This is a genomic window from Okeania sp. SIO2C2 (genome assembly GCF_010692625.1).
Classification (GTDB): domain Bacteria; phylum Cyanobacteriota; class Cyanobacteriia; order Cyanobacteriales; family Microcoleaceae; genus Okeania; species Okeania hirsuta.
In genome coordinates this window covers 93,937-120,347 of record NZ_JAAHGM010000017.1, presented here as the reverse complement: position 1 = coordinate 120,347, position 26,411 = coordinate 93,937, and the positions used below count along the sequence as shown (strand labels likewise).

General features: G+C 35.9%; 19 protein-coding genes and 4 pseudogenes. 6 read left to right on the top strand and 17 right to left on the bottom strand.

The window, feature by feature from the left end; all coding sequences use genetic code 11:
- Positions 1 to 110: 110 nt before the first annotated feature.
- From F6K18_RS16485 to F6K18_RS16475, 3 genes are all read right to left on the bottom strand, one after another.
- Positions 111 to 1,616, bottom strand: a complete 1,506-nt coding sequence (locus F6K18_RS16485; protein ID WP_287522278.1) for a glycosyltransferase family 39 protein — start codon at positions 1,614 to 1,616, stop codon at positions 111 to 113.
- Positions 1,617 to 1,890: 274 nt separating this feature from the next.
- Positions 1,891 to 3,375, bottom strand: a complete 1,485-nt coding sequence (locus F6K18_RS16480) for a glycosyltransferase family 39 protein (RefSeq protein ID WP_287522276.1) — start codon at positions 3,373 to 3,375, stop codon at positions 1,891 to 1,893.
- A gap of 55 nt (positions 3,376 to 3,430) precedes the next feature.
- A complete protein-coding gene (locus F6K18_RS16475) occupies positions 3,431 to 3,883 on the bottom strand; it encodes a hypothetical protein (protein ID WP_375341326.1) in 453 nt (150 codons plus the stop codon).
- A 79-nt stretch (positions 3,884 to 3,962) separates the two neighbouring features.
- On the opposite strand from F6K18_RS16475, the pseudogene F6K18_RS16470 reads away from it, so the two are divergent.
- A pseudogene (locus tag F6K18_RS16470) lies at positions 3,963 to 4,511 on the top strand (IS1 family transposase); the annotation flags it as partial.
- A 27-nt stretch (positions 4,512 to 4,538) separates the two neighbouring features.
- Here the strand turns inward: F6K18_RS16470 and F6K18_RS16465 are convergent.
- The 14 genes and pseudogenes from F6K18_RS16465 to F6K18_RS37315 all read right to left on the bottom strand — a co-directional run.
- A complete protein-coding gene (locus F6K18_RS16465) occupies positions 4,539 to 5,957 on the bottom strand; it encodes an FG-GAP-like repeat-containing protein (protein ID WP_287522274.1) in 1,419 nt (472 codons plus the stop codon).
- A gap of 149 nt (positions 5,958 to 6,106) precedes the next feature.
- On the bottom strand, positions 6,107 to 7,522 hold the full coding sequence (locus F6K18_RS16460; RefSeq protein ID WP_287522273.1) for a flippase: 1,416 nt from the start codon (positions 7,520 to 7,522) through the stop codon (positions 6,107 to 6,109).
- A gap of 659 nt (positions 7,523 to 8,181) precedes the next feature.
- On the bottom strand, positions 8,182 to 9,330 hold the full coding sequence (locus F6K18_RS16455) for a glycosyltransferase family 1 protein (protein WP_287522272.1): 1,149 nt from the start codon (positions 9,328 to 9,330) through the stop codon (positions 8,182 to 8,184).
- Between the two features lie 459 nt (positions 9,331 to 9,789).
- Entirely contained in the window at positions 9,790 to 11,475 is a 1,686-nt protein-coding gene (locus F6K18_RS16450; protein WP_287522271.1) for a glycerol-3-phosphate dehydrogenase/oxidase, read from the bottom strand.
- A gap of 25 nt (positions 11,476 to 11,500) precedes the next feature.
- The gene (locus F6K18_RS16445) at positions 11,501 to 12,253 is read right to left on the bottom strand and encodes an acyltransferase (RefSeq protein WP_287522270.1); all 753 of its coding nucleotides are present in this window, start codon (positions 12,251 to 12,253) and stop codon (positions 11,501 to 11,503) included.
- A gap of 79 nt (positions 12,254 to 12,332) precedes the next feature.
- On the bottom strand, positions 12,333 to 13,391 hold the full coding sequence (locus F6K18_RS16440) for an NAD(P)-dependent oxidoreductase (RefSeq protein WP_287522268.1): 1,059 nt from the start codon (positions 13,389 to 13,391) through the stop codon (positions 12,333 to 12,335).
- Between the two features lie 23 nt (positions 13,392 to 13,414).
- Positions 13,415 to 14,071, bottom strand: a complete 657-nt coding sequence (locus tag F6K18_RS16435) for a class I SAM-dependent methyltransferase (RefSeq protein ID WP_287522267.1) — start codon at positions 14,069 to 14,071, stop codon at positions 13,415 to 13,417.
- 123 nt (positions 14,072 to 14,194) lie between these two features.
- Positions 14,195 to 15,181: an NAD(P)-dependent oxidoreductase gene (locus tag F6K18_RS16430; protein ID WP_287522266.1), complete on the bottom strand. Its 987-nt coding sequence runs from the start codon at positions 15,179 to 15,181 to the stop codon at positions 14,195 to 14,197.
- 154 nt (positions 15,182 to 15,335) lie between these two features.
- Positions 15,336 to 16,058, bottom strand: a complete 723-nt coding sequence (locus F6K18_RS16425; RefSeq protein ID WP_287522265.1) for a class I SAM-dependent methyltransferase — start codon at positions 16,056 to 16,058, stop codon at positions 15,336 to 15,338.
- A 45-nt stretch (positions 16,059 to 16,103) separates the two neighbouring features.
- Complete coding sequence (locus tag F6K18_RS16420; protein WP_287522263.1) at positions 16,104 to 16,931, bottom strand: hypothetical protein; 828 nt, start codon at positions 16,929 to 16,931, stop codon at positions 16,104 to 16,106.
- Positions 16,932 to 16,935: 4 nt separating this feature from the next.
- Complete coding sequence (locus tag F6K18_RS16415) at positions 16,936 to 17,478, bottom strand: metal-dependent hydrolase (protein WP_287522262.1); 543 nt, start codon at positions 17,476 to 17,478, stop codon at positions 16,936 to 16,938.
- 532 nt (positions 17,479 to 18,010) lie between these two features.
- On the bottom strand, positions 18,011 to 19,681 hold the full coding sequence (locus F6K18_RS16410) for a glycerol-3-phosphate dehydrogenase/oxidase (protein ID WP_287522254.1): 1,671 nt from the start codon (positions 19,679 to 19,681) through the stop codon (positions 18,011 to 18,013).
- A 45-nt stretch (positions 19,682 to 19,726) separates the two neighbouring features.
- On the bottom strand, positions 19,727 to 21,076 hold the full coding sequence (locus F6K18_RS16405) for a glycosyltransferase family 4 protein (protein ID WP_287522252.1): 1,350 nt from the start codon (positions 21,074 to 21,076) through the stop codon (positions 19,727 to 19,729).
- Between the two features lie 356 nt (positions 21,077 to 21,432).
- Positions 21,433 to 21,652: pseudogene (locus tag F6K18_RS37315) on the bottom strand (HD domain-containing protein); the annotation flags it as partial.
- Between the two features lie 1,449 nt (positions 21,653 to 23,101).
- Between F6K18_RS37315 and F6K18_RS16395 the strand changes: the two are divergent.
- From F6K18_RS16395 to F6K18_RS16380, 5 genes and pseudogenes are all read left to right on the top strand, one after another.
- Positions 23,102 to 23,419 (top strand): annotated as a pseudogene (locus F6K18_RS16395) (reverse transcriptase N-terminal domain-containing protein); the annotation flags it as partial.
- A gap of 173 nt (positions 23,420 to 23,592) precedes the next feature.
- A complete protein-coding gene (locus tag F6K18_RS36645; protein WP_353735087.1) occupies positions 23,593 to 23,733 on the top strand; it encodes an HNH endonuclease signature motif containing protein in 141 nt (46 codons plus the stop codon).
- A 112-nt stretch (positions 23,734 to 23,845) separates the two neighbouring features.
- Positions 23,846 to 24,454, top strand: a pseudogene (gene thyX, locus F6K18_RS16390) (FAD-dependent thymidylate synthase); the annotation flags it as partial.
- A gap of 688 nt (positions 24,455 to 25,142) precedes the next feature.
- Positions 25,143 to 25,571, top strand: coding sequence for a dUTP diphosphatase (gene dut, locus F6K18_RS16385; RefSeq protein WP_287522305.1), 429 nt, complete (start codon positions 25,143 to 25,145; stop codon positions 25,569 to 25,571).
- Entirely contained in the window at positions 25,568 to 26,116 is a 549-nt protein-coding gene (locus tag F6K18_RS16380) for a dCMP deaminase family protein (RefSeq protein WP_287522250.1), read from the top strand. Before dut ends, F6K18_RS16380 begins: the two co-directional genes overlap by 4 nt.
- Positions 26,117 to 26,411 lie beyond the last annotated feature (295 nt).

Genomic DNA, 26,411 nt, shown 5'->3' with positions numbered 1-26,411 from the left:
TAATTAATATTGATATTGATGAAATCAAAAAAAATCTATGACTATTTCCCAAAAACAAGCGTTCAATAGAGAAATAGCCCATAAAAAAACTCAACTCGATATCGCTTATTCTATATCTCAGAAGTACGGGGTGTTAACAAGAAAAGCTCTAATGTGCCATCAACCTTAATTTTGTCAACTTCTTCAACTTTAAACTTCTTTTCAATGCCAGACAGTAGGGTTGGTGATGGATTAGCATATGCTAACCAGATGCGCGATCTAGTTTTTGGTAAACTTTCCAGCCAACTTTCTACAGCTTGGGGATTATCTTCAGGTTCGTCTATTCTTACCTCAATAGTTGCAGAACCCCTATAGTAATGATTCAGTGCTCTGGGGCGTGACTGATTAGCTTTCCAAACAATTACGTCCCCAGACTGCTCGTTGGTTTGAATAAGTTGGACAAGACCCCGCCAATCTTCTCGATCCTTTACTGTATAGTAACGCTTCAAACCCCCACCAATAGCAACAAAATATATCAGAGCGATCGCCACTGCCGGGATTCGCCACCGACGCCAAACCCCCATAAACCCTGCTGCCAAAAGGATAAAAAGATAGGGGGCAGTAAACAGAAGGTAACGATCTACCCAGAGAGAACGGGAAATTTGAGAAACTAAAAATATTGGAATTAAAGGTAAAAATCCCCAGGCAGCTGCCCAACCAAGTTTATGTGAATTTCGTTTCTCAAAAAAGGCTAAACCTATTAAACTAGCTACCATTACGGAGTAGAGATTATAAAACCAGAAAATTGCCGTTGAATTAGGTCTGCCAAATGACCAAGCAGTAAAACGTCCAGGTTGTAGTAGTACATTAATTATAGTGGGGACAGATTTTAAATTAGATTTTACATTTTCTACACTTGGGTCTACTGTTCCTCTGAATCCACCCATAAATCGAGCCGAACGAATAGCTAAATCAATTATAAGGGGAGACCATAATACAATAATAACAATCAATCCAGTAATAAAACTCAATAATACACGCTTTTGCTTACGAAACTTCCAACCAAATAAAACTATGTCTGGTAGTAATAAGAGTAAATTTAGTGGTGTAGAACGAATAGCTAAGTATCGAGCGACGGCCCAAAAACCGAGAGAAAACTTATTGGGAGATTCTAAAGCAAAAGTTAAAGCCAGAGTACCAACTAATCCAAAAAAAGTGCTCACCCCATACATCCGCACCTCTTGAGCATGATGAATAAACAAAGGAGACACAGCCATAAGTAGAGCAGAAATTAAACCTACAGGTTTACTTGCCAAACGACAACCAAGTTGATAAATTAAGAAAACGCTACCTATAGTACAAATAACGCATAACCCGCGCAGCCAACTATCGCTATAGCCAAATACCATCCAACCTTTGAGGAGAATGAGATGAGTACGGCCTCTCCACAAGAGATCTAAAATATCTCTTTTTGCTCGATCTACACTGATGAGTTCATCTATCCAAAGGCTTTCTGTACCTAGTTGATAGAGATATAATCCAGTAGCTAATAATAGAATTAAAGTAATTGGAATTATCTGCCAAAATAAATCTGATTTAGCTTGATTTTTTGTAAGATTCGAGATTTTTTCTTTCATATCCAAAAAGTACACCCCTTACAATCATCGGACTTATGCAGAGACCATGTATTATGTAGATAGAGTCCAAAAACTATAACGTTATCATTTTTGAAATCTATCTATTCTATTCTATTCTATCTTATATATATATAGTACTATAGTAAATTTTATTATAACTGACCCGTCCGTTAGCGTAGCTCCCCCGGAGGGGGAACATGATATAATTAATTTTGCATAGGCACTTATCTAGTGCTATAATTGATTTGATTTTTTATTATTGGAGATATCTATTTTAATTAGGAGTTGCGAGAAAAAGGTGCATCAAATCTTTTTCTCTATAAAACTGTTCATTAGTAAATGCCCAGTGTTTTTCTACTTTTAACTGATCTCCAAAAGTCTTTTCAAACAAGGTTTGATCAAAATCACGTTGGCAAACTAACCAAAGTCTTTCTATTGGTAATAGATTAGATAACTCTACCTCTAAATCAGTTTTGTTCACCTCCGAAATAGAACAAATATTTTTACGATAAATAGATGCAGTACCATGATAGTAATGAGCTAGTGCAGTAGTCATTTTTTCACTACCTATAGATAAAACTATTTTATCCCCTGGTTTTTCTGTAACATTAATCACTTGTGCGATAGCACGCCAATCTTGGCGATCTTGAACAGTATAGAAACGAACTAACCCATTAGTAGTGGCAAATAAATAAATAATTGCTATTACAATAGCTACTGTACGCTGCAAATTCCACACTCTCATAAAACCAGCAGCAAGTAAAATCAGAATGTAAGGACATACGAATAATAAGTAACGGTCTATCCATAATCTCTGAGAAACTAAAAATATCATAGCTGCAGGTATAAAAGCCCAAGCTGCAATCCAAAGAAGTTTTCCTGAACGATGCTTTTTAATCAGGCCAAAGCTGAATAAAAATAGTAAGATGATTGTATAAGCTTGATAAAATAAGCTGATTGCTTTTGATGTTGAAGGGAATGGAAAAGCTGTAAAATGTCTTAACTTGCGTATTACTTCTAATATACTGGGAAATGCGTGTCTACTAGAGGATGTCTCAACTTTGTCAGATATTGTTAATGCTGAAGTCAAGAAACCTATAGTGCTTGAAACTAATGCCCATAGAGATGGAAACCATAAAACTAACCCTACTAATACCCATTTTCCAAAACGGAATAATACATCACGTTGTTGGCGAAACTTCAAACAAAATATGAGAATATCTGGTAGTAGCAAGGTGGCATTCAGTGGGGCAGTTATGTTCATTAACACTCGCGTGCCAGCCCACCAAGCCATTGAATAATTAGTAGGATTCTCCAGTGCATATACTAAAGCAAGGGAACCACCAATAGCTAAACAAGTACCCAATGAGTACATACGTACCATTTGAGCGAAATTAATGAAAAGTGGTGAAAGTGTCAGCAACAGAGCTCCTATCAAACCTGTTCCCTCTCCAGATACACGACGACCAAGCTGATAAATTAAAAATACACTAGCTAATCCAAACACAACAGATAAGCTGCGTAACCAACTATCGCTAGTACCAAATAACATCCAAAACTTTAGGAGGATGTAGTAGATTGGGCGTATCCCAAATAAAGAGATATTACCTTTAGCATCATTAATACTGTAAAGTTCATCAACCCACATACTTTCTGTGCCAAGTTGATAGATATATAATCCAGTAGCCAATAATAGAATTAATGTGATTGGCATCCATTGTTGCCAGTAAAATTTTTCTTTGTGAGTACTTGTATTCATAAATTTATCAGTAAGAATTAAGTAGCTTATGGGCGTTGGTAAATAGAAAAATGAATTAAACGCGCCAAGAGCTATGAAGCGAGTAAAATCTCTGAGTACTTCTGAGTACTATAAAACCCCTAACCGTATCTTTGCGGGGAAAACCATATTTGTCCATCTGTACCATCTGCCTGCAACCATGTCCCATTGCTGTTACCATTAGGGGTTGATTCGTCAGCATTGTTAACTTTTCAACTTCACCAATACAAGCCGCATCTATCCAATGTTCCTTTGGTAAATCTAATCGACAACGATTGTATTTAGTACGCGCACCACTTCCGGTAGTAATGGGCAAACCTTTTGCTTTTAATGTTTCAAACAATTTCCATCGGGTAGCATTTACAGCAGCAGCATCTTTAAGTGGTGCTTTAGCTTCGGATAAAATTCGTATAGCCAAATTGGGTTTACCCCTAAGAAAATCTTTAATATCTTGGTTTCCCTTCGCTTCATTCCATGGACGACAAGCCAAAGTCAAATTACTAATCCGGTTACTACCACCTTTAGACCATTTAAGCGATTTGAGCGTTTTGATGAGATTTGTGGTTAGTCTTTGTCTCAAAATGTACGGCAATGCTATGCTTTCCGGGGGATTAGTCAAGTTACTAGTGTAGCCCATACGACCATGAGCAATGGGGTGAAACAGGTGGGAGAGCTTTTACCCCATATCTACAGATCCAGAAGACACACCTCAAGTTGTAGAACAGGATGAATTGCAGACTTTTGTCACTAAAAAAACAAAGTCTGGATTTGGACAGTTGTAGATCATTTTCGGTCAGGAATTCTGGGTTGGGTAGTAGGAGACCGTAGTGCTAAAACTTTGATCATTCTTTGGCAGGGGATTGCTGACGCAAAGCTTCGCTAACGCTTATTGGCAGTGTTACTTCTGGGTAAGGGACGGTAATCCTGTCTATGGAAAATTTATACCTAATTGAAGATCGCATAGTTAGTAAAACCTACATGACGAGGGTAGAAGGAGAAAATACCCGTTTGAGGCATTACTAACCTGGAGTTACTCCAAATCCCTAGATCTGCCTAAGCATTCCCTGAGACTTTTAATTCATTATCTCAAGTTCGGCGATCTACCTATTCCTGCTTGATTCATCTTTATAAATTACCAACGCCACTTATGGACTATAATAATTCCATGTCATTTTACTACGGCGATAACGATTTTGAGACCATAATCGAGAGCGATTCGGATTTGGATTTGGTTCGGGGTTACTATAAATGTGCAACTGATTTCCGTTAAGAACAATCAATTCCTCTCGCCAGTCTCCAGACACATCTGCTACATAGAGGCGATCAGCTTTTTCTTTAAACCTGTAGACAAATTCCCCAGTCAAAGGATCGAAAATTGCCACATCTCCTGATTCATGGCGCTCTTTGGCAGCAGCTAACTGTTTCTCTTCTCCTGTCCAATCTATGGTAAATATGACTTCTACACCTCTGACTGTCCAACCTCTAGGCGCAACATTGTCCATTTCATAGTTGGCAATGAACTGACCCTGAGCATCAAACACAAAAGGTTTTTGATGTTCACCATAACGACTGCGAGACCATATTTCTAACCCCGGTCGATTGGGGTCAAAGTCACCAATAGCAGCATTTTGAGGTTCTTGATTTTTGTAGTGAGTTTCCCAGATTAAGCGATCGCTATTAAATAGAAAAACTCGATTACCATCACTACCACCACGCTCTTCCAAAGCTACTACCTCTAATCCAGGAATATCTGGACGCACATCAGTAACATAGATAGCATCAAGATGACCCTTGAGGGGAATTTGCACCAATATCTCTCCATCTGGTGAAATCAGGGTAGCACCTAAAACTTCATCTTTGCCATCTCCATTTAAGTCTGCTACTCGTGCCCCATTATGGGCATTGGGTACAAAATCATCTCTTGTCCATAAGGGTTGGGGGTCTTCTTTTTTCAGCAAGTCATCTATTGCATAGGCAGCTAAAAAGACTCCCGTGCGATATCCTTCTGAGTTAGTGGTTTGCAGTAATAAATCCCTATCCCCTTGCCCACGGAAATTAGTAATTACTAAGTGTTCCCATCTTTCTGTTCCTGCTGGTGATTTCAGAGTGATAGTTTTCTTGGTTTTTCCACTTTCACCCTCAACAATATGAATAGTGTTATCTTTAGTTAAGAATAATACTTCTGTTTTACTATCTCCATCTACATCACCTGCTTGTACTCCAGGTCCGTGCCATCCAGGTAATCCATTCTTCTCTGATTTTTTGGCAACTTGAATATCGATTTGTTTTGCCCAAAGTTTTTGTCCATTTCCTTGATAAACCACAAGATGACCGGGTTTAGTGACGATTAAATCTTTCTGACCATCATCATTCACATCTGATGTAATTAGTCCACCTATTCCTTCATCTTCAGCAGGTAAATCTAATTCTATGCTCTGAGGTTTAATCGAAGAATAGGGTAAACTTGATAATTGACTGCATCCACTACTCAGAAACAATAGAAAAAATAAGAATATGTCAACTCTAAATTTCAAGAAATTTCTTTTGATCAAGTAAGTATTCATAATTGATTTTATTGATTTTTTAGTATCTATAACTATCGCTCTAGGGTTTGCTGATTAAACTATCAGCTGAAAAAGTTAGCATTTTAAGCAGACAAGATTCGATCTCTTAATCCTCTCCGCACTCCCCACAGTCCCACTCTACTTTCTTTTCAGCAATCCCTATCTATACTATTACTATACCTGAAAAATTGCTTGGGAACCATCAAGAAAACAATAGCTACTATACTTGTAGTCATTATTACCATAGCTATACCAGGGTTTAATCCATACAAAATTAGAGATGGTATCCCCGCAATTAATAAGCTAATTGTTGCAATTAAACATAAATATCGACCTATTTTATATCCCATGTAAACCATTAAACCCAAACCAGAAATCGCTAAGATAACTTCACTTAATAAAGTAGCGATCGCTGCACCCACTGCTTGTAGATGAGGAATCAAAATTGCATTAGCAGCAATATTTACGATTACCGTTACTAGCAATAATTTTAGCAAAGATTTTTCCCTTCTGGTAGTCTGTAAAAAAGTTTCTACTAAAGTGCCAAACATTTTGATGCTGAGACTAGGAAGTAGGATTGCTAGAGAACTAATAGCAGGATCAAATGCTTCCCCATAAATGATATCAATGATGATAGTCTGACAAAATCCAGCAACAATAATCGTTGGTAAAACTATAGCTACTAGAAGCTTGGTTGATTTGTAAATTTCTGTTGTCAGACCTTCAGGATTTGTAGTGAAGCATTTAGCAAACCTGGTAAAACCTACACGAAAGACTACGCGAGGGAAAGCAGAAAATATCTCTATTACTCGGTAACTTGCACTGTAAAAGCCTGTTTCTTCTGGGGTTGTCAACCCCTTAAGCATTATTAAGTCAATTTGATAGTATAAAATCCAGAGAACTCCAGATATGGCAAATGGGTAAGCCATTTTCAGGGATTCCCAGAGATTACTAAAATTAATGGGAGACCAAATAGATGTTTTCTTGCTCAGGTAATAAAGTAGTGCTAGGATATCGAGGGTACGAAATACTACTACAGTTATCAACACCCATACCAAGTTCTCAGACCAAAATAATACTCCACTTGCAAATAATACTACTAAAAACCGCTCTATAGCAACAGAAATACTCTCACTACGAAAATCTCCTAAACCTCGTAAGACACACCGTAGAGTTTGTTTAGCACTACGACAGACTTCAGAAACAACGGCTAAGTAGCAAACTATTATACCCTTTCCCTCAAAACCTAGTAATTGTGCAATAGGCAATAAAACTAAAAGAATGGGTAGAGAATTTAATACTTCGAGTAAAAGAAATCTGATAGTAGATTTAGGAGACTCTACTGGATTTGCAGCTACCTCACGAGTCATCAGGGTAGGAAATCCAAATTGAATGAATAGAGAAAAAACTGCTGCTAGAGCAATTGCTCCAGCAAAAACCCCATACTCTTCAGGTCCTAAAACCCTTGCTATAACTATATAGAACATGAAGGTTAGAGCTAGAGTTGCTTCACCTAAAAAAGCGTATATATAGGAGAAGTCGATTCGAGAGAGTAGGGCTTTCATAACAAGTCAAAATCAGGCTAAAAATTTGTTTGGTAAGGGTCTTTGACTGAGGTTGGTACTTAACCAATGGATAATGGATAATTGATAATTAATCCCCAAAGGTTTAAAGCCTCTCCTTTTAAGGAGAAAAAGGGCATTGCACAGTGACGAATGATTTGAGATTTTTGATGAACAAGATTTTGGATTAATCAATTGCTATAATAATTAATATTAGGTTTTTTTTAGTCAAAGTCTAAACTATTTTTTGGCAATATCATTCCATAATGTGCAACCCCAGAAAAAGAAATAAGATTTCCCCATATTCAATCATTTCAGTTTTAACCATAGGTAATTATCCATTGTTGATTATCAATTAATGAAAGCAATTTGAGAAATACCCACAATTTAAAAAACTGGTTGAGAGACTTTTGTTACCGTACCTCATAAACCTGAAATACCCTGTATACATTTTCTTGGCTATAAAGCAATACGGTTCAGTGAAGGATTTTTTTGGTACATCACAGATTTGCCAAAGCCTATTTTTAGGTTCACTATCAGATGAATTTTTATCTTACCTGAACCGTATTGGGCTATAAAGTGCATGCAAAAACACTACTTGTATACCACTACTAAAATAATCAGCTTAATCAAGACCCAGACTTAGATCTACAGTTATGTAATCAAGGAATTTCTGCGGCTTGTATATCCTTATATCCTTCTTCTTGAAAGATTTTAATCAACTTCTCGGCACTCTCCTGCCAACTAAACTTTTTGGCTTGCTTCAATCCTTTTTCCGATAGCTTCTGACTCAGTTCAGGGTTGTTTAATATACTATCCATTGCGTTAGCAAGTCCCTTGAAATCTATAGGGTCTACAAGAAGAGCTGCATCACCAGCAATCTCAGGACAACAGGTTTTTGTAGAAGTAATTACAGGACATCCACAACCCATTGCTTCTACAATTGGAAGACCAAAACTTTCAGAGTAGGAAGGGAAAACAAGCATTTTTGCCAGACTGTATAAATAGGGCATATCTTCCTGATAGACCCAACCAGTATAAAAGAACCTAGGATCGTTAGCCATATCCTGACCAAATACTTCAGCAATGTATTCATCGCATCGGTTTCCTGCTAGTAAAAGCTTCAAAGATGGATATTTTTCTTTAAGTAGCATAAATGCCTTAACGATATTGTCTAGGTTTTTCCGAGGATATAGTTTGTTAGCTTCGTAAGGATGTGGTAGACATATAATGTAGTCTTCAGGTAGTTGATGTTTTTTTCTAATAGCTTCTAATTCTTGTTTATCCTTCCGCGGATAGAAAAGCTCGGTAGTACCAAAATATACAGTTTCCATCTTTTCATAAGGGACTTTAACATATTTATGGATATCGTCCTTTAGATCGTTGGATATGGCAACAACTTTTACAGCTTTCCGATAGTAAAGAGGCAAAAATATCTTGACGTACATTAACAAATACCGTTCATAGAATTGAGGAAAGGTATAGTATTCAAGACCATGACATATAACAACTGTCGGGATTTTTGATAGTAGTGGAACGGTAAATTTAGGACTGAAAATTAGTTGTACTCCCTCCTTATAAGCAGCATTAGGAACCAATACTTGATCCCAAATTAGTTTGTTGGGTGCTTCTAAGAGAATTTCTTTAACGTTTGAATAGTCTTGGTATCTACCAAATGTTTTTGAAGTTTTATAAAAAACAACGTATTCATTCTCCCGATCTAGCTTAATAATATTATCAATATAATGTCTATTACCTATCCCTATTCCTTTACCATCATCAAGAGTGCGACCCATAATAGCAATTTTCATAATATTCTTTCTATCCTTAGAAAATCTATTAATTTAACTGAACTACCTGATAAAATAGGACTTATTTGATATCGCGTTTGTATTTTTGGTAAATATTTCAGATATTTCCATTACAATTAGTATCTTTGCGTAAATCCTATAAACAAACTATTATAACATAAAAGTTTTAAGTAGTCAAGCAAAATCAATTTTTTAGTAAATATACTATTTGGTTCTATCTGCTCTTTTTCTGATGTCGAATGCAGCCTAACATAGACAATTATAGTGCTTCCCGTTATTATGAGGTACAATAGCTAGACTTCTGAGGGGATAAATATTTTTTGTTTGTTTCCCTACTCCCCTACTCCCCTACTTCCCTACTCCCTAAAAACTGTCAGTATATGTACCTCATAGCTTCGGAAACTGCTGTAATTTTCCCAACTACTGACTGCCAGTCAGCATCTGGTCAAAGCGTATTTACTATTGGTATACGACTTCTGGAGTTGGACGGATAATGTAGGAATCTATAACTTCTTGTAGCTCTAATTCTAAACGAGAATTATTCCAATTCAACTCCTTAGCCATCAATTCTCCACATACACGAACAGAGTGATCGCCTGGATAACCTAAAGTACCTAAATCTGTCCGTCGTAAAACTACATCAACTAATTTCTCTGCCATTTCCTCACGAATAGCATAGATTACCTCTACTTGGATAATATTACTGTTTGGTATTACTTCTGCCCATGCAGGGTTTTCATCTAAATAAGACAACACTTTTGCATAATTTGAACCATAGGTTCGGACAAGATGACGAATTACCTCAGAATTGAATCGCTCTGATTCTTTGAGTATAGCTTGGTTCGTAAACTCATCCAAGTACTCAATATCACCTCCCCATACAGGTATTTGGTGAGTGCTACATTTAACTGATTTTAGTTTTAACTTTTTCAACACTAAATCTATTGCTTTTTGTGCTACATCACGAGCTGTTGTATATTTGACTCCTACTACACTAATTACTCCTTCCCAACCATCTTCCTGTAGATGATCTAATATCTCGTAATGTTTAAGTGGAGCTGCGGAACCTTTTTTGTCAGCAGGTATGATTCCCCACAATATATGAAGTATATCTTCGCGACGCAGTTGGGCAGCAGGATAACCCTCATTAATTAGATCGATATAAGCTTTAATTTCTGCTTCTGAGATTGTCACTTTATTGGGATCGTCGTCGCATGGTAGATGTAAAGATCCAATTAAAGAATGACCACGCCAAGGAATAGCGAAAGATAGATTGGACTTTTTATTAATGATTGCGTATTCATCATCATATATAGGTCTATGGGAAATTACGATTGCGTGTTCCTGACTCAATGGACGGGTAATGAAACTAAAAGCTTTAGAAGCATGAACGTTATGGTCTTTAGAATTTTCTCCAGAAAGATTCAAAGTTTTCACTATCCATGCACCAGTAGTATTTAATATGGTTTTGGCACGAACAGTAATTATTTCTCCACTAACTCGATCTTTAGCTTCAACACCGACAATAGCGTTACCAGATTTGATAAATCCTACAACTTCTGTGTAATTTGCAACGTCTGCTCCTCGCTCGGATGCTGACAATACACGGGATAGAGTTAATCGCTCGGTATTGTGCATTTGTCCTTCATACCAAATTACTCCACCAGTAAGACCTTCTGGGTTTAAACCGGGCATAATCTTGAGGACTTCTTCCTTAGAAATAACGTAGGAGTTTGGTACAGCTCTAGCGGGATCTTTTTTCCGCCTGTAATCTATACTTAACAAGTCATAAATTGCAAAATACATGGTCATGGTCTCTCGTCCTTTGATACCATGTCCGTAGATTGGAAACATAAAAGGCTGCTTTTGATCGATTAAGTGTGGAGCAACATCAGCAATTAAAGAACGTTCGCGAATTGATTCCCGCATCCGCTTAAAGTCAGCGTGTTGTAAATATCGCGAGCCACTGTGAGCAATTTTAGCACTGTTAGAAGATGCCGCCCATCCAAAATCATCACGTTCGAGAAGAGCTACACTCAATCCTCTAATGGAAGCATCCCAAGCGCAAGCTGCCCCGTATACTCCACCACCAACAATCAAAAGATCATATTCTTGGTTTGTCAGTTTATTAATGTCCCGTTTCATATTTTACCTCTTAAAATTTTTATAATTAAGCTTGAACTTTTTCTGAGCGAATTTGGCTTTTGACTTGTGCGGGTACACCTGTTGCTACTACAGCATCAGGAAGAGTTTTAGTTACTACTGCACCTGCACCTATTACAGTGCGATCGCCTATAGAAATTCCGTCCATAACTACCGCTTTTAGGCCCAACCAACAACCTTTACCTATTGTAGTCGGTCCATTACTGTAGCTACTTTGGTCTGCCAATGGAATTTCAGAGCGATAATCATATCTACCACCACTTAATATACAATTATAGGCTGCTATCATTGTACCTTCACCAATTTCTACTTCTCGCTTGGAGTATATTTGGCAATTTGCACCTATATTCACCCGAGGTTGAATGTTTATATCTCCATTCTTACAGTAGATAATGGTATTTCGACCAATATAAGCACCATCCCCTATGACAATTCCTGAATTAGAGGTCCCCTTACCATCTAATACGCAGTTATCGTCAATAATCACATTTTTACCAATCTTAATTTTATGGGGATGACGAAAGGTAACTCCACGTCCAAATATTACATTGGAGCCTACCTCTCCTATAATTAGGGGATAAAACTTGCTACGTAGGTATAATCCTAATGCTCCTGGTAGATCTATTAAAAAAAAAGTAATGATTTCATATTTTAATAAGCTGAGTAGGTCTGTTTTTCCTACCATTAATTCTGCATATTGTTTCCAGCGAGGAACTTTTCCTTTGCCAACTTCTTTTACTTTAAAATTTTGTTGCTGCATTATTTTTAGTTTCCTTAAAGAGATAATTTATTATTATTTTTTACCCATCTCTTACTGATTTTATTTTTATGAAAAATTATCAACTTTTAGATCGAGATATCCAGCCATTCTCTAAATACCATTGAGCTTGTTCTTTTAATCCTTCTGCATCTGAATGAGCAGGCACAAACCCTAATAACTTGCTCATTTTTGTTGTATTAAATGAGCGGTCTTTTGTATAAAATGCTAACCTTCTTCTATATATCGGTGGTTCAATTCTTAAAGGGCGACAAATAAATTCTAAAATGTCTCCGAGTGCAAATACAGGAGCTGCAGGGAACTGCAAAAATTTTGCCGAAACTCCATAATATTCACTAATTATTTTTACCATATTTTTAAATGTCATAGCTTCAGGACTACCACAGATAAAAATTTCCCCTACTGCTTGGGGATGAGTTGCAGCTAATATAAAAAAGTCAGTTAAATCGTCAACATGAATAAAATGTAGTAAGTTATTACCATTGCCAATGATTGGTACTTTGCCTTTTGCTACCCATTGAAAAATTTTTAATAGTCTTTTTTCTCCCGGACCGTATATTCCAGTAGGTCTGACTATGCTAACTGGTAATCCTTCTTTTTCCCCAAATGTTTTTATCCAAATTTCCCCCTCTAATTTAGTTTCTTGATAGATATCTCCTGGTTTCATCGGACTATTTTCATCCCCTGGCGGGTTTTCTACATGACCATGAATTCCGATAGTAGAAACGTGAACGAAACGTTGAAAATTTGCTTCTTTTAATGCTGCTTTTGCTAACAATTGAGTGCTTAAAACATGAACGTTATAATAACCAACATCTGCAGATTTTGCTTCCCTAAATGGAGTTACCATGTGAAATATATAGTTAACTCCTTTGACTGCTTCATCTATTAAATTTTGGTCAAAAACATCTCCTTTAAGCCATTTTATTGGCATTCCGGCAAAGGGTTTTAAGTTTGAAGTTGGACGAGCTATCGCTACTACTTCTACCCCTTGTTTAACTAATTTATTTACCAGCACTGAACCTGTAAATCCTGTGGCGCCAGTTACTAAAGCAGAAGAATTAGGAGAAAGTTTATACTTGTAGTCTACCATATAACATTTTTTTTGTTTGTTAACCACAATATATATTCTAAACTATTAATTCATTTTCGGCATTTAAGTAACATCAAACCAGTAAAAACTTTTTTATGATCCATAAACTTATTAATGGTTATTATGTCACCAAAAATTTTTAGCTGAGCTTCTGTTACTAAAGCCTTCATTTCCTTAGTTGTGTAGTATTTAACGTGACTTTCTTCAAAGTACCGTCGTCCCCTATCTTGCAACCAGATAGCAAATGAAACATCTCTTGCTGAATCTAGAATTACAATTGAGCCATCCTGTTTCAGAACACGCTTCATTTCTGACAAGGCACGGACGGGGTTTTGATAATGATGAATAGAGAAGGTACAGATAATTGAGCTAAAAGATTCATCTGGATATGGTATTGCCTCAGAATTACCCACCTGAAATTCTATGTTTTGATTTTCTGCATCAGGAGTTTGTGCTAAGGCATTTTCAATCATCTTGGGAGAGATGTCAATTCCACATGATTTACCAAATTTGAGCTGTTTAGCAGCTTTCCTTACAGCCCATCCAGTGCCACAACCTACATCTAAAAATCCGTGTCCCTCTGTCAGATTTAGCTTGGACATTGCTATAGACTGGTAGAATGTAAACCAAGAGGAAATACGATCCTCACTATATGAGTCTGCCCATTGATCGAAACGGTTTGCTGCTTGCTGGCTATGACTTTTCATTATTTACTTTTTCCAGTTAGAAAATTTATTAACTGTTAGTTACTTGTTAGTTTAACCTTGGAGTAAACCTGAGATATCTACTTATCTGGCCAACTAGGTTTTTTTGATTCCGATAGACTGTTGTCAGATAATGCCCTTTTCCTGATACCATTTAGCAGTTTGTGCTAATCCTGTATCTAAATCTACTTTAGGTTGATAACCCAACTCTCGCTTTGCTTTTTCAATACTGAAGGCACGATTTTGCCTAAACCAATCAACTCTTCGTGGAAATAAAGGGGGGTCTACGCCGGGGAAAGGTTTATAGAGCAACTCAGTTAGAAAAGCTACTGTCCAGACAGGCCAAAATGGGATATAGGTAATTTTGCAATTTATATTTAAAGCTTTAGCTATCGCTGTGACTAGATCGTTAAGGGTAGAGTATTTTTCATCTGCAATTAAGTAAGTTTCCCCATGACATTTATCAGATGCTGTAGCTAATTCAAAGGCATCTAATAAGTTATCTATGTATAGAGGATGGTAGTGACTTGCACCACTTCCGCACATAAAAAAATTTCCTGTCTTCACCCGTTTGAACAGGATGGAAAATCGCTCTGGATCTCCCGGCCCATAAATTGCAGCAGGTCTCAGAATAACAACTTTTAGGCCTTTGTCTACAAATTCAGGGATAATTTTTTCCCCTTGATACTTTGTGTATTGATAATAATCTGCGGGAGCAATAGGAGCATCTTCACCAGAGGGTGTCTGTTTCACATCTCCATGCACCCCACAAGTGCTACAGTAGACAAACTTTTGTACTCCATATTTGAGAGCAGCTTCAAGTAGATATCTTGTTCCCTCTACGTTTACATCCCAATAGATATTTTTAGCAAGGTTGACCTGACGAAATGCTGCTGCTAGATGCTGAACAACTTCACATCCTTGAGTAACCCGATCAACTAGATCTCGGTCAGCTACGCTCCCAATGTGAAGTTCTGCTCCTAGTTCTTTAAGTTCGTCATAAAATAGCCCTGGTTTGTTATCAAGCACTACAACTTCATTGCCTTTTTTTAAAAGACGGCGGGTCAGATGACTGCCTGTAAACCCTGTTCCACCTGTGACTAATATTTTCATTCTTATTCTCCGAAAATACTGTGATCAAAAATTTTCTAGCATTACTTTAAATAATTTTTGACTATCCACTTAATTTATGTTAGTGTTAGACAAACATAATTATGCCATGCTTTCCATTAGATTTAGAGAATCTGAGATGATTTTGTGTCCTCTATTACTTTTGCATTTTCAAAATTACAGGAGAACCAAATAAACTGGTTAATCCTGTCAATCTAATTGACTGTTCTAATACTGAAGAAATACCCGGAGATTTTAAGGCGCGATGAACTACCATTGGCATAAAAAATTGTGCATAGCGTTCTGTTTGTTTTAAACCTAGAGATTTGAAATAATCTAAAATTTCTGATTCTTGATAACAGATAAATGGTCTTGTATTACCTTCCAAACCTTTCTTGAGTTTAAACAAATAGGGAGCAATGGAATTAACACTCCGCACTGTAGGATAATCTATTATTACTGCTTTTTTAGCCACCCTAGTTAGCTCAGTTAAAAAATTCTGCCATTGAGTTACATGAGCTAGAAATCTATAACTAATAACTACATCAAAAGTATCATTTGGATAGGGTAAGTCTAAAACATTCCCTACTTGAAATGAGCAAAGATTAGCATCTACAAATTTCTTAATTCTTGCCTGACAAATCTCGGCACTACCTAGGACTGTAAGTTGGTAGTTCTTGTTAATTAAAGGTTCTGTTAATTGACCATGACCACCCCCTACATCTAGTATTTTAGCATTGGGATGGGGAGCTAACATCTTTAAAGTCGCTTCTTCCTGTATTTTCAGCAACCAAGCACCGATATTTCCCGCAAAACGGGAAGCATAATCATCGGAAGATGTTTCTATATCTGCTGTTTCTGGAAAATTAGTAGTAACCATATTTCATATTCCATTCTTTACCTTGATTAAAAACTTTCTATTTTGCTAATTATGAGCACCATATCTAATCGCAAATTGGTTACGAATAAATCTAAATGGTGTTTCCAGGGAACCATAGGGTTGAATTGAAGTAGTAGGATCTAATAAAATTTTCTTCATGCTTTTTCCTGGTTCCACTATATTAAATTCACCCTCTACTATAAACCCAAAACTTCCTGGCCTAGTATATTCGGATTTTAAGGGTAGAGGGTCTGTTCCTGGTAAAATTTTCCACCCTTTCTCTTCAGCTAGTTGAAAATAAGATGGTCTTGACCAAAAATTAGGACGACCACTATTGTCACCCAGATTTACCATAGAAAGGGTATCTGAATTTAATAACTTTTGTAAAATATTACCTCTCTTTCCTACCCATTTTCCTACTCCCCAAGGTAATACTGGTATACTCTCTTTTGATACTATATTTTTAATGGTAGTTTCTACTGTTAAACCATCTGCAAATTCATTATCTGAAATTAAGGCTAAAACTTCTAATTTTTCTGCGGTTACAATTTGCCGACCAGCAATGATGAAAATTTTTTGATTCTCGTTATTAGTGGCAGAAATTGATATTAACTCTTGAGTTGGAGCTAATTTCCAATTATTAATTTGCTGATGATTTTGAGCAGATTCTAATATTTTACTAAATTCAAAATCACCAAGCATTTCTGTTAAAAATATCAAAAAAACCGAGTTTTCAGTATCGGTTTTCATTCTTGATATTTTCTGAAAATTTACTAGAGATGCATTCAATAGTTGGTCAAGTTCAAAACATTTATGAATATGAACGTGAGCATCCGCAATAATTTTTTGATTAATTGTGACTTGACTATTCATTTGTTCATTCAGATAATTTTCTAGAGCTATAATTTTTCCAAAACCACAATACACTGAGAACTAAGATTGAGTAACATGATTCCCAAATAATAAATATTAAATGACTTGGGTCAAATAATCCTCTGGAGTGATGAACTGAGGGAAAAAACGGTATTGCTGACTTCAAATATGTATCTGTAAACGGCCAGAAAAGTTGTAAACCAGAACCACTTGTGGCAGTGAAAAAATCTAATACCAAATGAGAACTATAGATAACTAAAGTCAAGAAAAATAGTTGTTTAAAGCAAGATTTCCGACAATAACTAATTAGCCAACTAACTATTAAACTAAAAGCAATGGCAAAAACAAAAGTATGAGTAATACCCCTATGAAATCTTTCGCCTGTGATTAACTGAGGCAGAAAATCAAAGTCAGCAAAAATAGCGACAAAAACAGGATAAAAAATTTCCCAGCTCCACCAACGAGAGGGATAATATTTCAATTTTTCCTGGGGTAGAAACTTAGCTAGTACATATCCAGAAACTGAGTGAGCTATTGGAGATGGCATAGTTAAAAATTGTTGATATAAAGGAAAAGTATTAAAATAATTTTGGCGCTGGTATCAGGATAGTTATACTAATTAACTTAAACGTAACTATTCAGGTGCTGGGGTTGACAAATAATCATATCTATGTGTTTATCACTTTCCAGAAACCTTTTAGTCTCATTTATAGACTATTTAGTATTCTTAGATACAGTTTTCAGCTTTGAAACACTGAGTATGCAAAAAATCAATAATAATGCAACCCCAAGACCTGAATGCTTACACTTAAACAATCTCCCCGATAATTTCACAACTAAGGGGATAAAATAATCAGCTCAATTTTTGAGGGCTTAAAGTTGGTTTTTTTTCAGATAATTTTACTTTCAATTTTCTGAAAAAAAAATGTCTCAAGCCTCCACTTTGAAGGGTATGAAAAAAACAAATCCATTAACAGGAAAGGAAAGGAAAAAACATAGTTACCACTTAGGAGGCTAACTGATAAATGATAACTGAAATGACTTGGATAAAACCAAATTAGAGATTTCCTGGAGTTTATCTAGACGGAAATTTTGACTGGGGTAAATCCAAAAATATTTTGGATTTCCTCTACTTCTTGTTGTAATTTTGTCGGACTCCAACCTAACTCTTTGCTCATAACTTCAGCACAGAATAGAATAGTTTCATCCCCTGGATATCCAGCACTACCTAATTCTGTCCGGCGCAATATTACATCACTTAATTTATGAGCCATTTCTTGATGGATAGCATGGAAAATTTCAGCTTTAATAACTTGCAGTTCACTCTCAGGATTATCCAAATAATTCAGAACTTCTGGATAAGCAGAGCCATAGTTATAAACTAGGCGACGAATAGTTGATTCTGTTAAACCTTTTCCTTGGTTTTCTGCAATAGCATTCTGTAAAAAAGCGTTAAAATTTTCTATTTCTCCACCATATATAGGTGTAACTGATGAAACTGACTTAGGAGATTTTTTCCCTAATGATTTGAATAGATAATTAACTACTTTTTCAGCTACGTCTCTGGCAGTGGTATATTTCACTCCTACTATTGAAATTAAACCTAATAATCCAGTTTCGGAATGATCTAAAATTTGATAATGTTTGGCTAAGACGAGTTCGCCAGTTTTAGGATTAACATTAGTTGTTGGTAGCATCCCCCCATGTACAAATGAAATTTCTTCCCGCTTTAACTTTGCTCCTGGGTATGCTTGGTTAATAGCAGTAATAAATTGATTTATGTCTTCTTCTGTGATTTTAAAATCATCGGGGTCTTGAGTATAAACTGCATATTCTGTACCAATCATAGACCGCCCACGCCAAGGAGAAATAAATAGAAAGCGACTACCTTTGTTAACTATACCATCTGAGTCAGCAGAACTATTTTTACTGGTAATACCTACTGCATATTTTTCAAATAGAGGGCGAGTGGTAACTAAATTCATTGCTTTAGCCAAACCAAAAGGCGATCGCTGTTGTTGGTTGACCATACCTAGAATTTTATTTCCCCATGCTCCACAGGTATTGATAACTGTTTTGGCGCGGATGTCAAACTGATTTTCAGTGAGTTTGTCTGTTACTGTTACTCCATTGATGCGATTATCATTTTGGACTAACCCAGTGACTTCGACATAATTTGCTAAAGTTGCGCCTTTTTGGTCAGCAGATCGTAAAAATGATATGTTCAGTCTTTCTGAATTATAGACTTGAGCATCATAGAATATAGCTCCTCCGGTCAAACCTTGAGTCGGAATATCAGGAAGTAACTCTAAACATTTTTGCTTGGAAATGACACGACCATGAGGAATATGCTTTTGGGAGTCTAGGAGTCTGTTGCGATCGCAACTTACCAAATCATTAATTGCTAATGCCACAGATAAAACTTCTTTTCCCTTCAACCCATGTCCATAAGTAGGAACCAAAACTGGTAGTGGATGAATCAGATGGGGTGCTATTTTCATCAAAGCTGTGCGTTCGTGAATTGACTCCCGCATCCGCTTAAAATCGGCATTTTGTAGATATCGCAGTCCTCCGTGAATAGTTTTTAAGCTATTAGCAGAAGTCGCCGCACCAAAATCATTTTTTTCTACAAGGGCTACAGAGAGGCCACACAGACTTGCTTCCCTAGCTAGAGTAGCTCCATATATTCCTCCACCTATTACCAGTATATCGTAAACTTGATTAGTTAGTTCCGTTAAATTTCTTTCCATAATATCTGAAATCTAAGGATGTAGATGAAGATAACTTTACTAACCTTAAGATACTTGATAATCTCCTGATTCCGCAAGCTTTTTTTCAGAATCTCCATTCTGATTTTTGTCAGAGTTAATTGTTTCTTTGACTTGATTGTAAAGACTACCTAACTTTTCACAAAAAGCAGCATAACTATGTTTTTTCTGAACCATGATTTTACCTGCTTCCCCTAATTTCAATCTTAATTCAGGGTCTTTAATTAGAGAAATTATTCCTTTGGAAAAAGCTTGAGGATTAGAGTGAGATAACATTGCTGTTTTGTCATCTAATACCTGAGTATGAGTTGGTAAATTAGTTGCTAAGACAGCTTTGCCACTATCAAGATAAGAATATATTTTCATTGGTGTATTCTTACCTTTTATCCGAGGAGATACTAAAACGTCAGCTTGAGCAAGATAATTTCCTAATTCACTAGCAGGTTTCTTTCCTAGAAAATATACTTTTTCTTGAATGCCTAACTTTTTAGCTTTATTTTGATATTTTTTAATATCTTCTTGTTCTCCTCCTACTATCACTAAATCAACTTCTTTTGTTTGTTTTAGTGCTAAAGCAAGACTATCTAGCAGTAAGTCCATACCTTGGTATTGTTCCAAATTACCCACATACATTAGCATTGTATTGCTAATTTTTAGCTCTTTTTTGAGATTATGCTTAGTTGCAACTTGTTTTTCATTTAACAAAGAAATATCTGGTAATAGTACAACCTTTTTGGGTTGATATTGATTGATATTATTAGCCAAAGCTTGACATACTGGAACTACAACTTCTGCATTTTTGACTGCGTGTTTCTCAAACCACTTTAAGACATAAATAAAAGGTGAAAGAAACGGATATTTTTCGATCATTTGCTGAGATAAAGAAGAATCCATATCATAGATGTAAGGAATATTCAACAAAAATTTCAGTAGTAATGCGATAAATACTGATTCTTCTACAGCATGAATTAAACTATAACGTTTCTGGGAAAGTAGTCTAGCTACTTCTAGGAACATTAATAGGTCATAAATAATTTTCTTCCAAGAAAATCCAGGACGTACATTCTTGACAAATGGGATGTTGATTGTACGGTATATATTAGTATTTTTATAGTCAACATCTTTTCCTTGTGGATAGGTTACTACATCAATTTTATCGTTTTGTTGTGATAAATATTTTAAAACTAAATTATCAGCAATAGGTGAACCTCGGTCTTGATAAAAAGGATGAGGAATTAAAAATAAAATATCTAAAGGAGAATTAGCGTTTTTGGTTTTGTCATTGATTATTTCCAGATTTTCATTGTTTTTTGCACCGTTTTTTGCACCAAAAAACTGTCTTCCGTGATTTTTAGTTAAAGTAAATGATTCAACCATAATTAAAACCTTTTTAGCACCTCATAAATTTTTGCAATTATAATATTTGATAACGCAATTTTATTTGCAGATAAATCAAAAAGCTAGATATACTTGAATTCACAAAAGTATAGGTTGTGAATTCAACAGTTAATTGCTTGTAGTAAGCATGAATTTCAAAGTTTTTTCTATTACTTAGTATCCTAACAATCAGCATCAGCAATTTCAAGTAGTTTCGAGGAACTTTACCAAAACTTTAAAAATTATGGCCTTTAGATCCGATGATCTTCATCAGAATTTCATAATTCTCTTGTAAACTCAAGATTACATAATTAAATTCACTACTTATATTAAATATGTATATTGAAAACTTATTCATATAGAACATTACATTCCTCTCTAGGAGGTTTCGGAGTTGTATCCGTATCGGTACAACCATCTACTATTTCTGTTACTCTCTCCAAACTGTAGTCTAATTTCTGTCCAAATCAGGTTGCCAACCTTGATCTTCTATTGCATCGTGAAGTAGTGCTACTATGGCCTCATCCTCATTCCATATTCAAGGGCAATACTAACTACCCCTAAAAGCTGAGAAATGTGACCCACATCTTGAAGTACAAAATGTAGCACAATAAATATACAAGCATCGTCATCAGAATTATCAGTCTACTTATTCTTGTATAGATAAAAAAGCGAGGGTTAAAGTATTGTTCCTGAACAATAAGTTGCTATAATCACCAGAAAACAGAGGAGCAACAATACTCCCGTAGATCGCGTCAATCAATTTTGAGTATTAGGTAGTGTAATCGCACACCACTCAAATCAGTCATAATATTTTTGACAAGTAGAGGGTAAAATTTCTCAAATAAAGCTTCGTTCTGATGTAAGATTTATTACTTGTTTTCGACCATTTATTATTGTGAATAAGTGAGTTCCTTGCAAATATTGAAATATTCATCTTAATGTTGGATGTTCTGTAAGTTTTCCTATTTGGGTAGGGTGTAACTCAGTGGCGTAGACTAAAGCTTCTGTCAAATTGTGGGAAAGTATCATTTGTTTAAGTTAAAAGTCAAAAATAAGAAAAATCTATCACTTTTTAGATAGTCAATCTGAGGATGCTTTAATAATAATTGTTCTTGGATATCAATCAACTATAAAACTATAAGATTGATTGAATATAGAAAAATTTTATGGATAAATTTCGGGTAGAAGTGATTGCTAAAACTCCAAATCCTCAACAGGTAATTTATGCAGCTCTGCATCAAGACGTGCGGTTCGTTTGAGGTGTAATGGCCTCAGCACCTGTCTTTATATTGAAAGACAGGTCAATAGGGAAGGGATAAAACCCGATACCGAGACAACTCACTTCCCGTAAGGGTGAGTCAAATCACGACCAGAATCACATGGTCAATAAACATCAGATCATGACAAAATTTAACAAAAGTTAATATAACTACGTTAAATAAATATCAAGATTTGACAAGTCCCTTCTCGAAAGTACCTCGATGACAGCATATACCCCAATGTTGAGCAGGTAGCGACTACTGACATTGAAGCGGGTATAAAAGCGAACAAATACCTTAACCTAAATGGAAAATTTTCGCAAGCATTCAGTCATGGGTAACGAAAGTGAACTTCTGCATTTGTCGTGAGCAGCAAAGTTGCGAAACTAGGTTGATACGCAGCGGTCAAAATGACCAAAGGTTAAGGGATAAATATGAGTCTTGGTATTTATCGGTACTCCAAAATAACCTCGGCAAAAAGGAAGACCCTAAAACTGATACCAACGGGAAATGGGAACGAATTAAATCTAAGGATAGGCTCTTAAAGTGGTCGAATCTTTGAGTAGTAGCTAGCGTAAGCCACCTTAGATGGGATTGAATCCGAAGCTAATGCCAATTTGTAATGAGTTGGATATGCCCACAGATTCACGATTTAGGAATTATACGTTCTTAAGTAGGAGTAAATATGTCCAGAACAGAGATAAAATCAACGTTGGAATGGAAAGACATAGACTGGAAAGCAGCCGAATAAAACGTCTTCAAGCTCCAAAAACGAATCTATAATGCTTCTAAAAGTGGAAATGTGAGGTTAGCCCACAAACTACAAAAACTTCTTGTCAAATCTTGGTCAGCAAGACTCATCGCAGTAAGAAGAGTAACACAGGACAATAAAGGGAAGAACACAGCAGGGGTAGATGGGAAAAAATCCCTTCCTCCCTCAGAAACACTAAAGTTAGCTCAAAAGCTAAAGTTAAGTCATAAAAGCACGCCAACCAAAAGAGTTTGGATACCCAAACCTAGAAGGAAGGAACAAAGACCTTTAGGAATCCCAACCATATTACCGCGAGACACAAGCGAGTAAAACGTATGTGAAAGTCAAGGGAGATGCTTCCCCTGACAACGGAGATAATAATTATTGGTCAAAGAGACTAGGGGATAAATATAAAACCTGAGACTCTCAAAAAGCCAGAATCATGAAAAGACAAGAAGGAAAATGTACCGAATGCGGACTAACTTTCGCGCACTGGAGATATATTGGAAAAACACCACATTGAGCACAAAGCTAGAGGTGGAAACAATACCGATAAAAATCTAGAAGTACTACATTTACACTGTCATGACAAAAGACATGACCCTCGGAAGTTGCTGCAAGCAAAGGCAGCAGTCCTAAATTGAGGAGCCGAATGAGGTGAAAGTCTCACGTTCGGTTCTGAAGCCGAGTATATAAGGTAACTTATATGCTTAGGGTAACTATAGTGAAGGATTTGTATTTGACGAACAAGATAATTGGCCTACGGAAAAAAAATGTGGTGAAATAATTGTCAAGAGACTTTTGGCAGGAGACCGTGGGCATTATGGATGTATAGAGCATCCGCAAATTACTTTTAATTGTGGATTTTTTCCTCATAGTGTTATGCAGCAAGCAAGAACTCATCGCGTGGGAGTTACTTTCGATGTACAAAGTTATCGATTTTGTTCGGGAAAAGTTATTGCAGTTGCAGAGGGAAAAACGGATATAGAAACTGCTTTTTATTTACGTCCAGTAGGGGAATATTCTGACCGTCAAGGTAAAAAATATTATTATTCTGCTGAACAACGAGAACAAGATTTACATTGGTGTTTGGAGGCAGCTAAGAAATACAAACTTGATATGGAATTTGGAATGTCTGAAGAACACGCAAGAGGAAAAATTCCTTTTGATTATCGTCAGCATTTTATTGTTAGTTTTAATTGTCGTAGTTTGCTACATTTTTTGGATTTACGTTGGAAAAAGAATGCTCAATTAGAAATTCAAAAACTTTGTGAGTTAATGTGGCCTCATGTTCAATATTGGGTGCCGAATATAGCAGAATGGTATGAACAAAATAGGCTAGGAAAAGGTAAATTATCTCCTTAGTCTACTGGTGAAAAGATGGGAAAATTGGGAAATAGGTAAAGGGAGCAAGGGAGTAGGGGAGACCTGGAATGAAAAAAACTGTGAGTAGGAAACACACCGAAATACATCTTCTATTCTTTGTATGTAATTGAGCTGAGGTAATTTGTCCCAAGTTCAATCAATACCATTACGGTTGCAGGAGCGCCAAAATTGGGAAGTTCCTATCAACCTAATTCTTTTGGGAAATGGAATTATTAGATGATAACTGACCTCAAAATTCTGCTCTAATTTTTGTTTTTGCTCCCCAAATATCATCTGCCTTACTAGCAAATCTCAAAAAGTTTGTTATATATCTTTGTAATGGGAAGATAGGGAGACGGGGAGATGGTAAGATAGTAATTAAACATAGCATTACTATTCATAAATGGTATTACTAGCATAAAGATGTACTTACAGCGCTTTTGAGGATGGTGAGATACATTGATTAATTTATTTTCCCTTTTGTCTGTTCCCTAGAACAATAAAATTTTATATCTCATTAATATCATGTCCGGATAATTAGTGATCAAAAAACTTTCTCCTTTTCTTCCTATTTTTTCTTGCTTCTTCCCTCCTGAATCCTGACTCCTGACTCCTGACCCCTCCGTCGTTTATTTATAACTATTCAACCGGACATGATATAACTCGATAACTGCTGTAATTGAAAATGATGAAACTTAAAGTTAAAAAGTTAGATGAATTAGCAATTGTTCCCTATTATGCACATCCACAAGATGCCGGATTAGATTTATTTTCTATTGATGAATTAACTATTAATCCTGGAGAAAGCCAATTAATTCATACAGGTATTGCTATCGAATTACCATCAGGAACAGAAGCACAAATTCGTCCTAGAAGTGGGTTGGCTTTAAAACATCAAATTACAGTTTTGAACACTCCGGGAACTATAGATGAAACTTATCGTGGAGAAATCGGAATAATTTTAATTAATCATGGGAAAAATTATTTTCAAGTCACCCGAGGAATGAAAATAGCTCAAATGGTTATAGCATCAGTATTATCTGTTAAGGTAGAAACAGTTGATGAATTAAGTACAACAAAAAGAGATATTGGCGGATTTGGTTCTACAGGAACATGAAAGAAGAATTATATCAAAGACCAACCTGGGATGAATACTTTTTAATGATAGCTAAACTAGCTGCTACTCGTTCAACTTGTCTTGCTTTTCCTGTGGGTGCAGTAATAGTTAAAGATAAACAAGTTTTAGCAACTGGTTATAATGGTTCTCCTTCGGGTTCTGTGCATTGTACAACTCAAGGTTTTTGTTATCCTGAATTAAGTAGTTGTGATGCTAGTAAAGTTTTACCATCTCGTTCTGTTCATGCTGAAGCTAATGCTATTGCTCAAGCTGCTAAACATGGAATTTCTACAAATGGAGCTGTTATTTATGTCACCTTAGAACCTTGTCTTTATTGTTTGAAATTAATTATTTCTGCTGGAATTAAAAAAGTTTTCTATGAGACTACTTTTAATAGTGGGGAAAAGGCAGCTTTAAGAGATATGTTTATCAAAGAGGGTTTAGTTACTATTCAGCAAATTAAAGTCTCAGAAACAATTGCTCAAAAAGCAGCAATATCTTTACTTCATCCCACATCAATAACAGAAGAAAAGAAAAATATATAAACAGGAATTTGAAAAATAAAAGAGGAGGTAATATTCCAAATAATCAGGTCAAATAAGATTATTAATGTCACAATTTCCATTAATTTGAATAGACTTTTTCACAAGATAAAATCTATTTATACTAACTATTGACTATTTACTACTAAAAATCACTATTATCTTTAGTAGCAAATATTTCTTAATTGAGTATAACTCTGTTGTGATGTCCCATAGAATATTACTAAAGAGTTATATGGTGATTAATTAATGTTACTTGAGATGAGAATCTTTGTTGAATAATCAAGCGATCGCTACT

Bases quoted from the DNA above. Each gene is read 5' to 3' on its own strand.
- F6K18_RS16435 (WP_287522267.1), bottom strand. From the start codon at position 14,071: ATGAAAAGTCATAGCCAGCAAGCAGCAAACCGTTTCGATCAATGGGCA.
- F6K18_RS16405 (WP_287522252.1), bottom strand. From the start codon at position 21,076: ATGGTTGAATCATTTACTTTAACTAAAAATCACGGAAGACAGTTTTTT.
- F6K18_RS16420 (WP_287522263.1), bottom strand. From the start codon at position 16,931: ATGAATAGTCAAGTCACAATTAATCAAAAAATTATTGCGGATGCTCAC.
- F6K18_RS16465 (WP_287522274.1), bottom strand. From the start codon at position 5,957: ATGAATACTTACTTGATCAAAAGAAATTTCTTGAAATTTAGAGTTGAC.
- F6K18_RS16430 (WP_287522266.1), bottom strand. From the start codon at position 15,181: ATGAAAATATTAGTCACAGGTGGAACAGGGTTTACAGGCAGTCATCTG.
- F6K18_RS16380 (WP_287522250.1), top strand. From the start codon at position 25,568: ATGAAAGAAGAATTATATCAAAGACCAACCTGGGATGAATACTTTTTA.
- F6K18_RS16415 (WP_287522262.1), bottom strand. From the start codon at position 17,478: ATGCCATCTCCAATAGCTCACTCAGTTTCTGGATATGTACTAGCTAAG.
- F6K18_RS16480 (WP_287522276.1), bottom strand. From the start codon at position 3,375: ATGAATACAAGTACTCACAAAGAAAAATTTTACTGGCAACAATGGATG.
- F6K18_RS16460 (WP_287522273.1), bottom strand. From the start codon at position 7,522: ATGAAAGCCCTACTCTCTCGAATCGACTTCTCCTATATATACGCTTTT.
- F6K18_RS16455 (WP_287522272.1), bottom strand. From the start codon at position 9,330: ATGAAAATTGCTATTATGGGTCGCACTCTTGATGATGGTAAAGGAATA.
- dut (WP_287522305.1), top strand. From the start codon at position 25,143: ATGAAACTTAAAGTTAAAAAGTTAGATGAATTAGCAATTGTTCCCTAT.
- F6K18_RS16445 (WP_287522270.1), bottom strand. From the start codon at position 12,253: ATGCAGCAACAAAATTTTAAAGTAAAAGAAGTTGGCAAAGGAAAAGTT.
- F6K18_RS16485 (WP_287522278.1), bottom strand. From the start codon at position 1,616: ATGAAAGAAAAAATCTCGAATCTTACAAAAAATCAAGCTAAATCAGAT.
- F6K18_RS16450 (WP_287522271.1), bottom strand. From the start codon at position 11,475: ATGAAACGGGACATTAATAAACTGACAAACCAAGAATATGATCTTTTG.
- F6K18_RS16425 (WP_287522265.1), bottom strand. From the start codon at position 16,058: ATGGTTACTACTAATTTTCCAGAAACAGCAGATATAGAAACATCTTCC.
- F6K18_RS16410 (WP_287522254.1), bottom strand. From the start codon at position 19,681: ATGGAAAGAAATTTAACGGAACTAACTAATCAAGTTTACGATATACTG.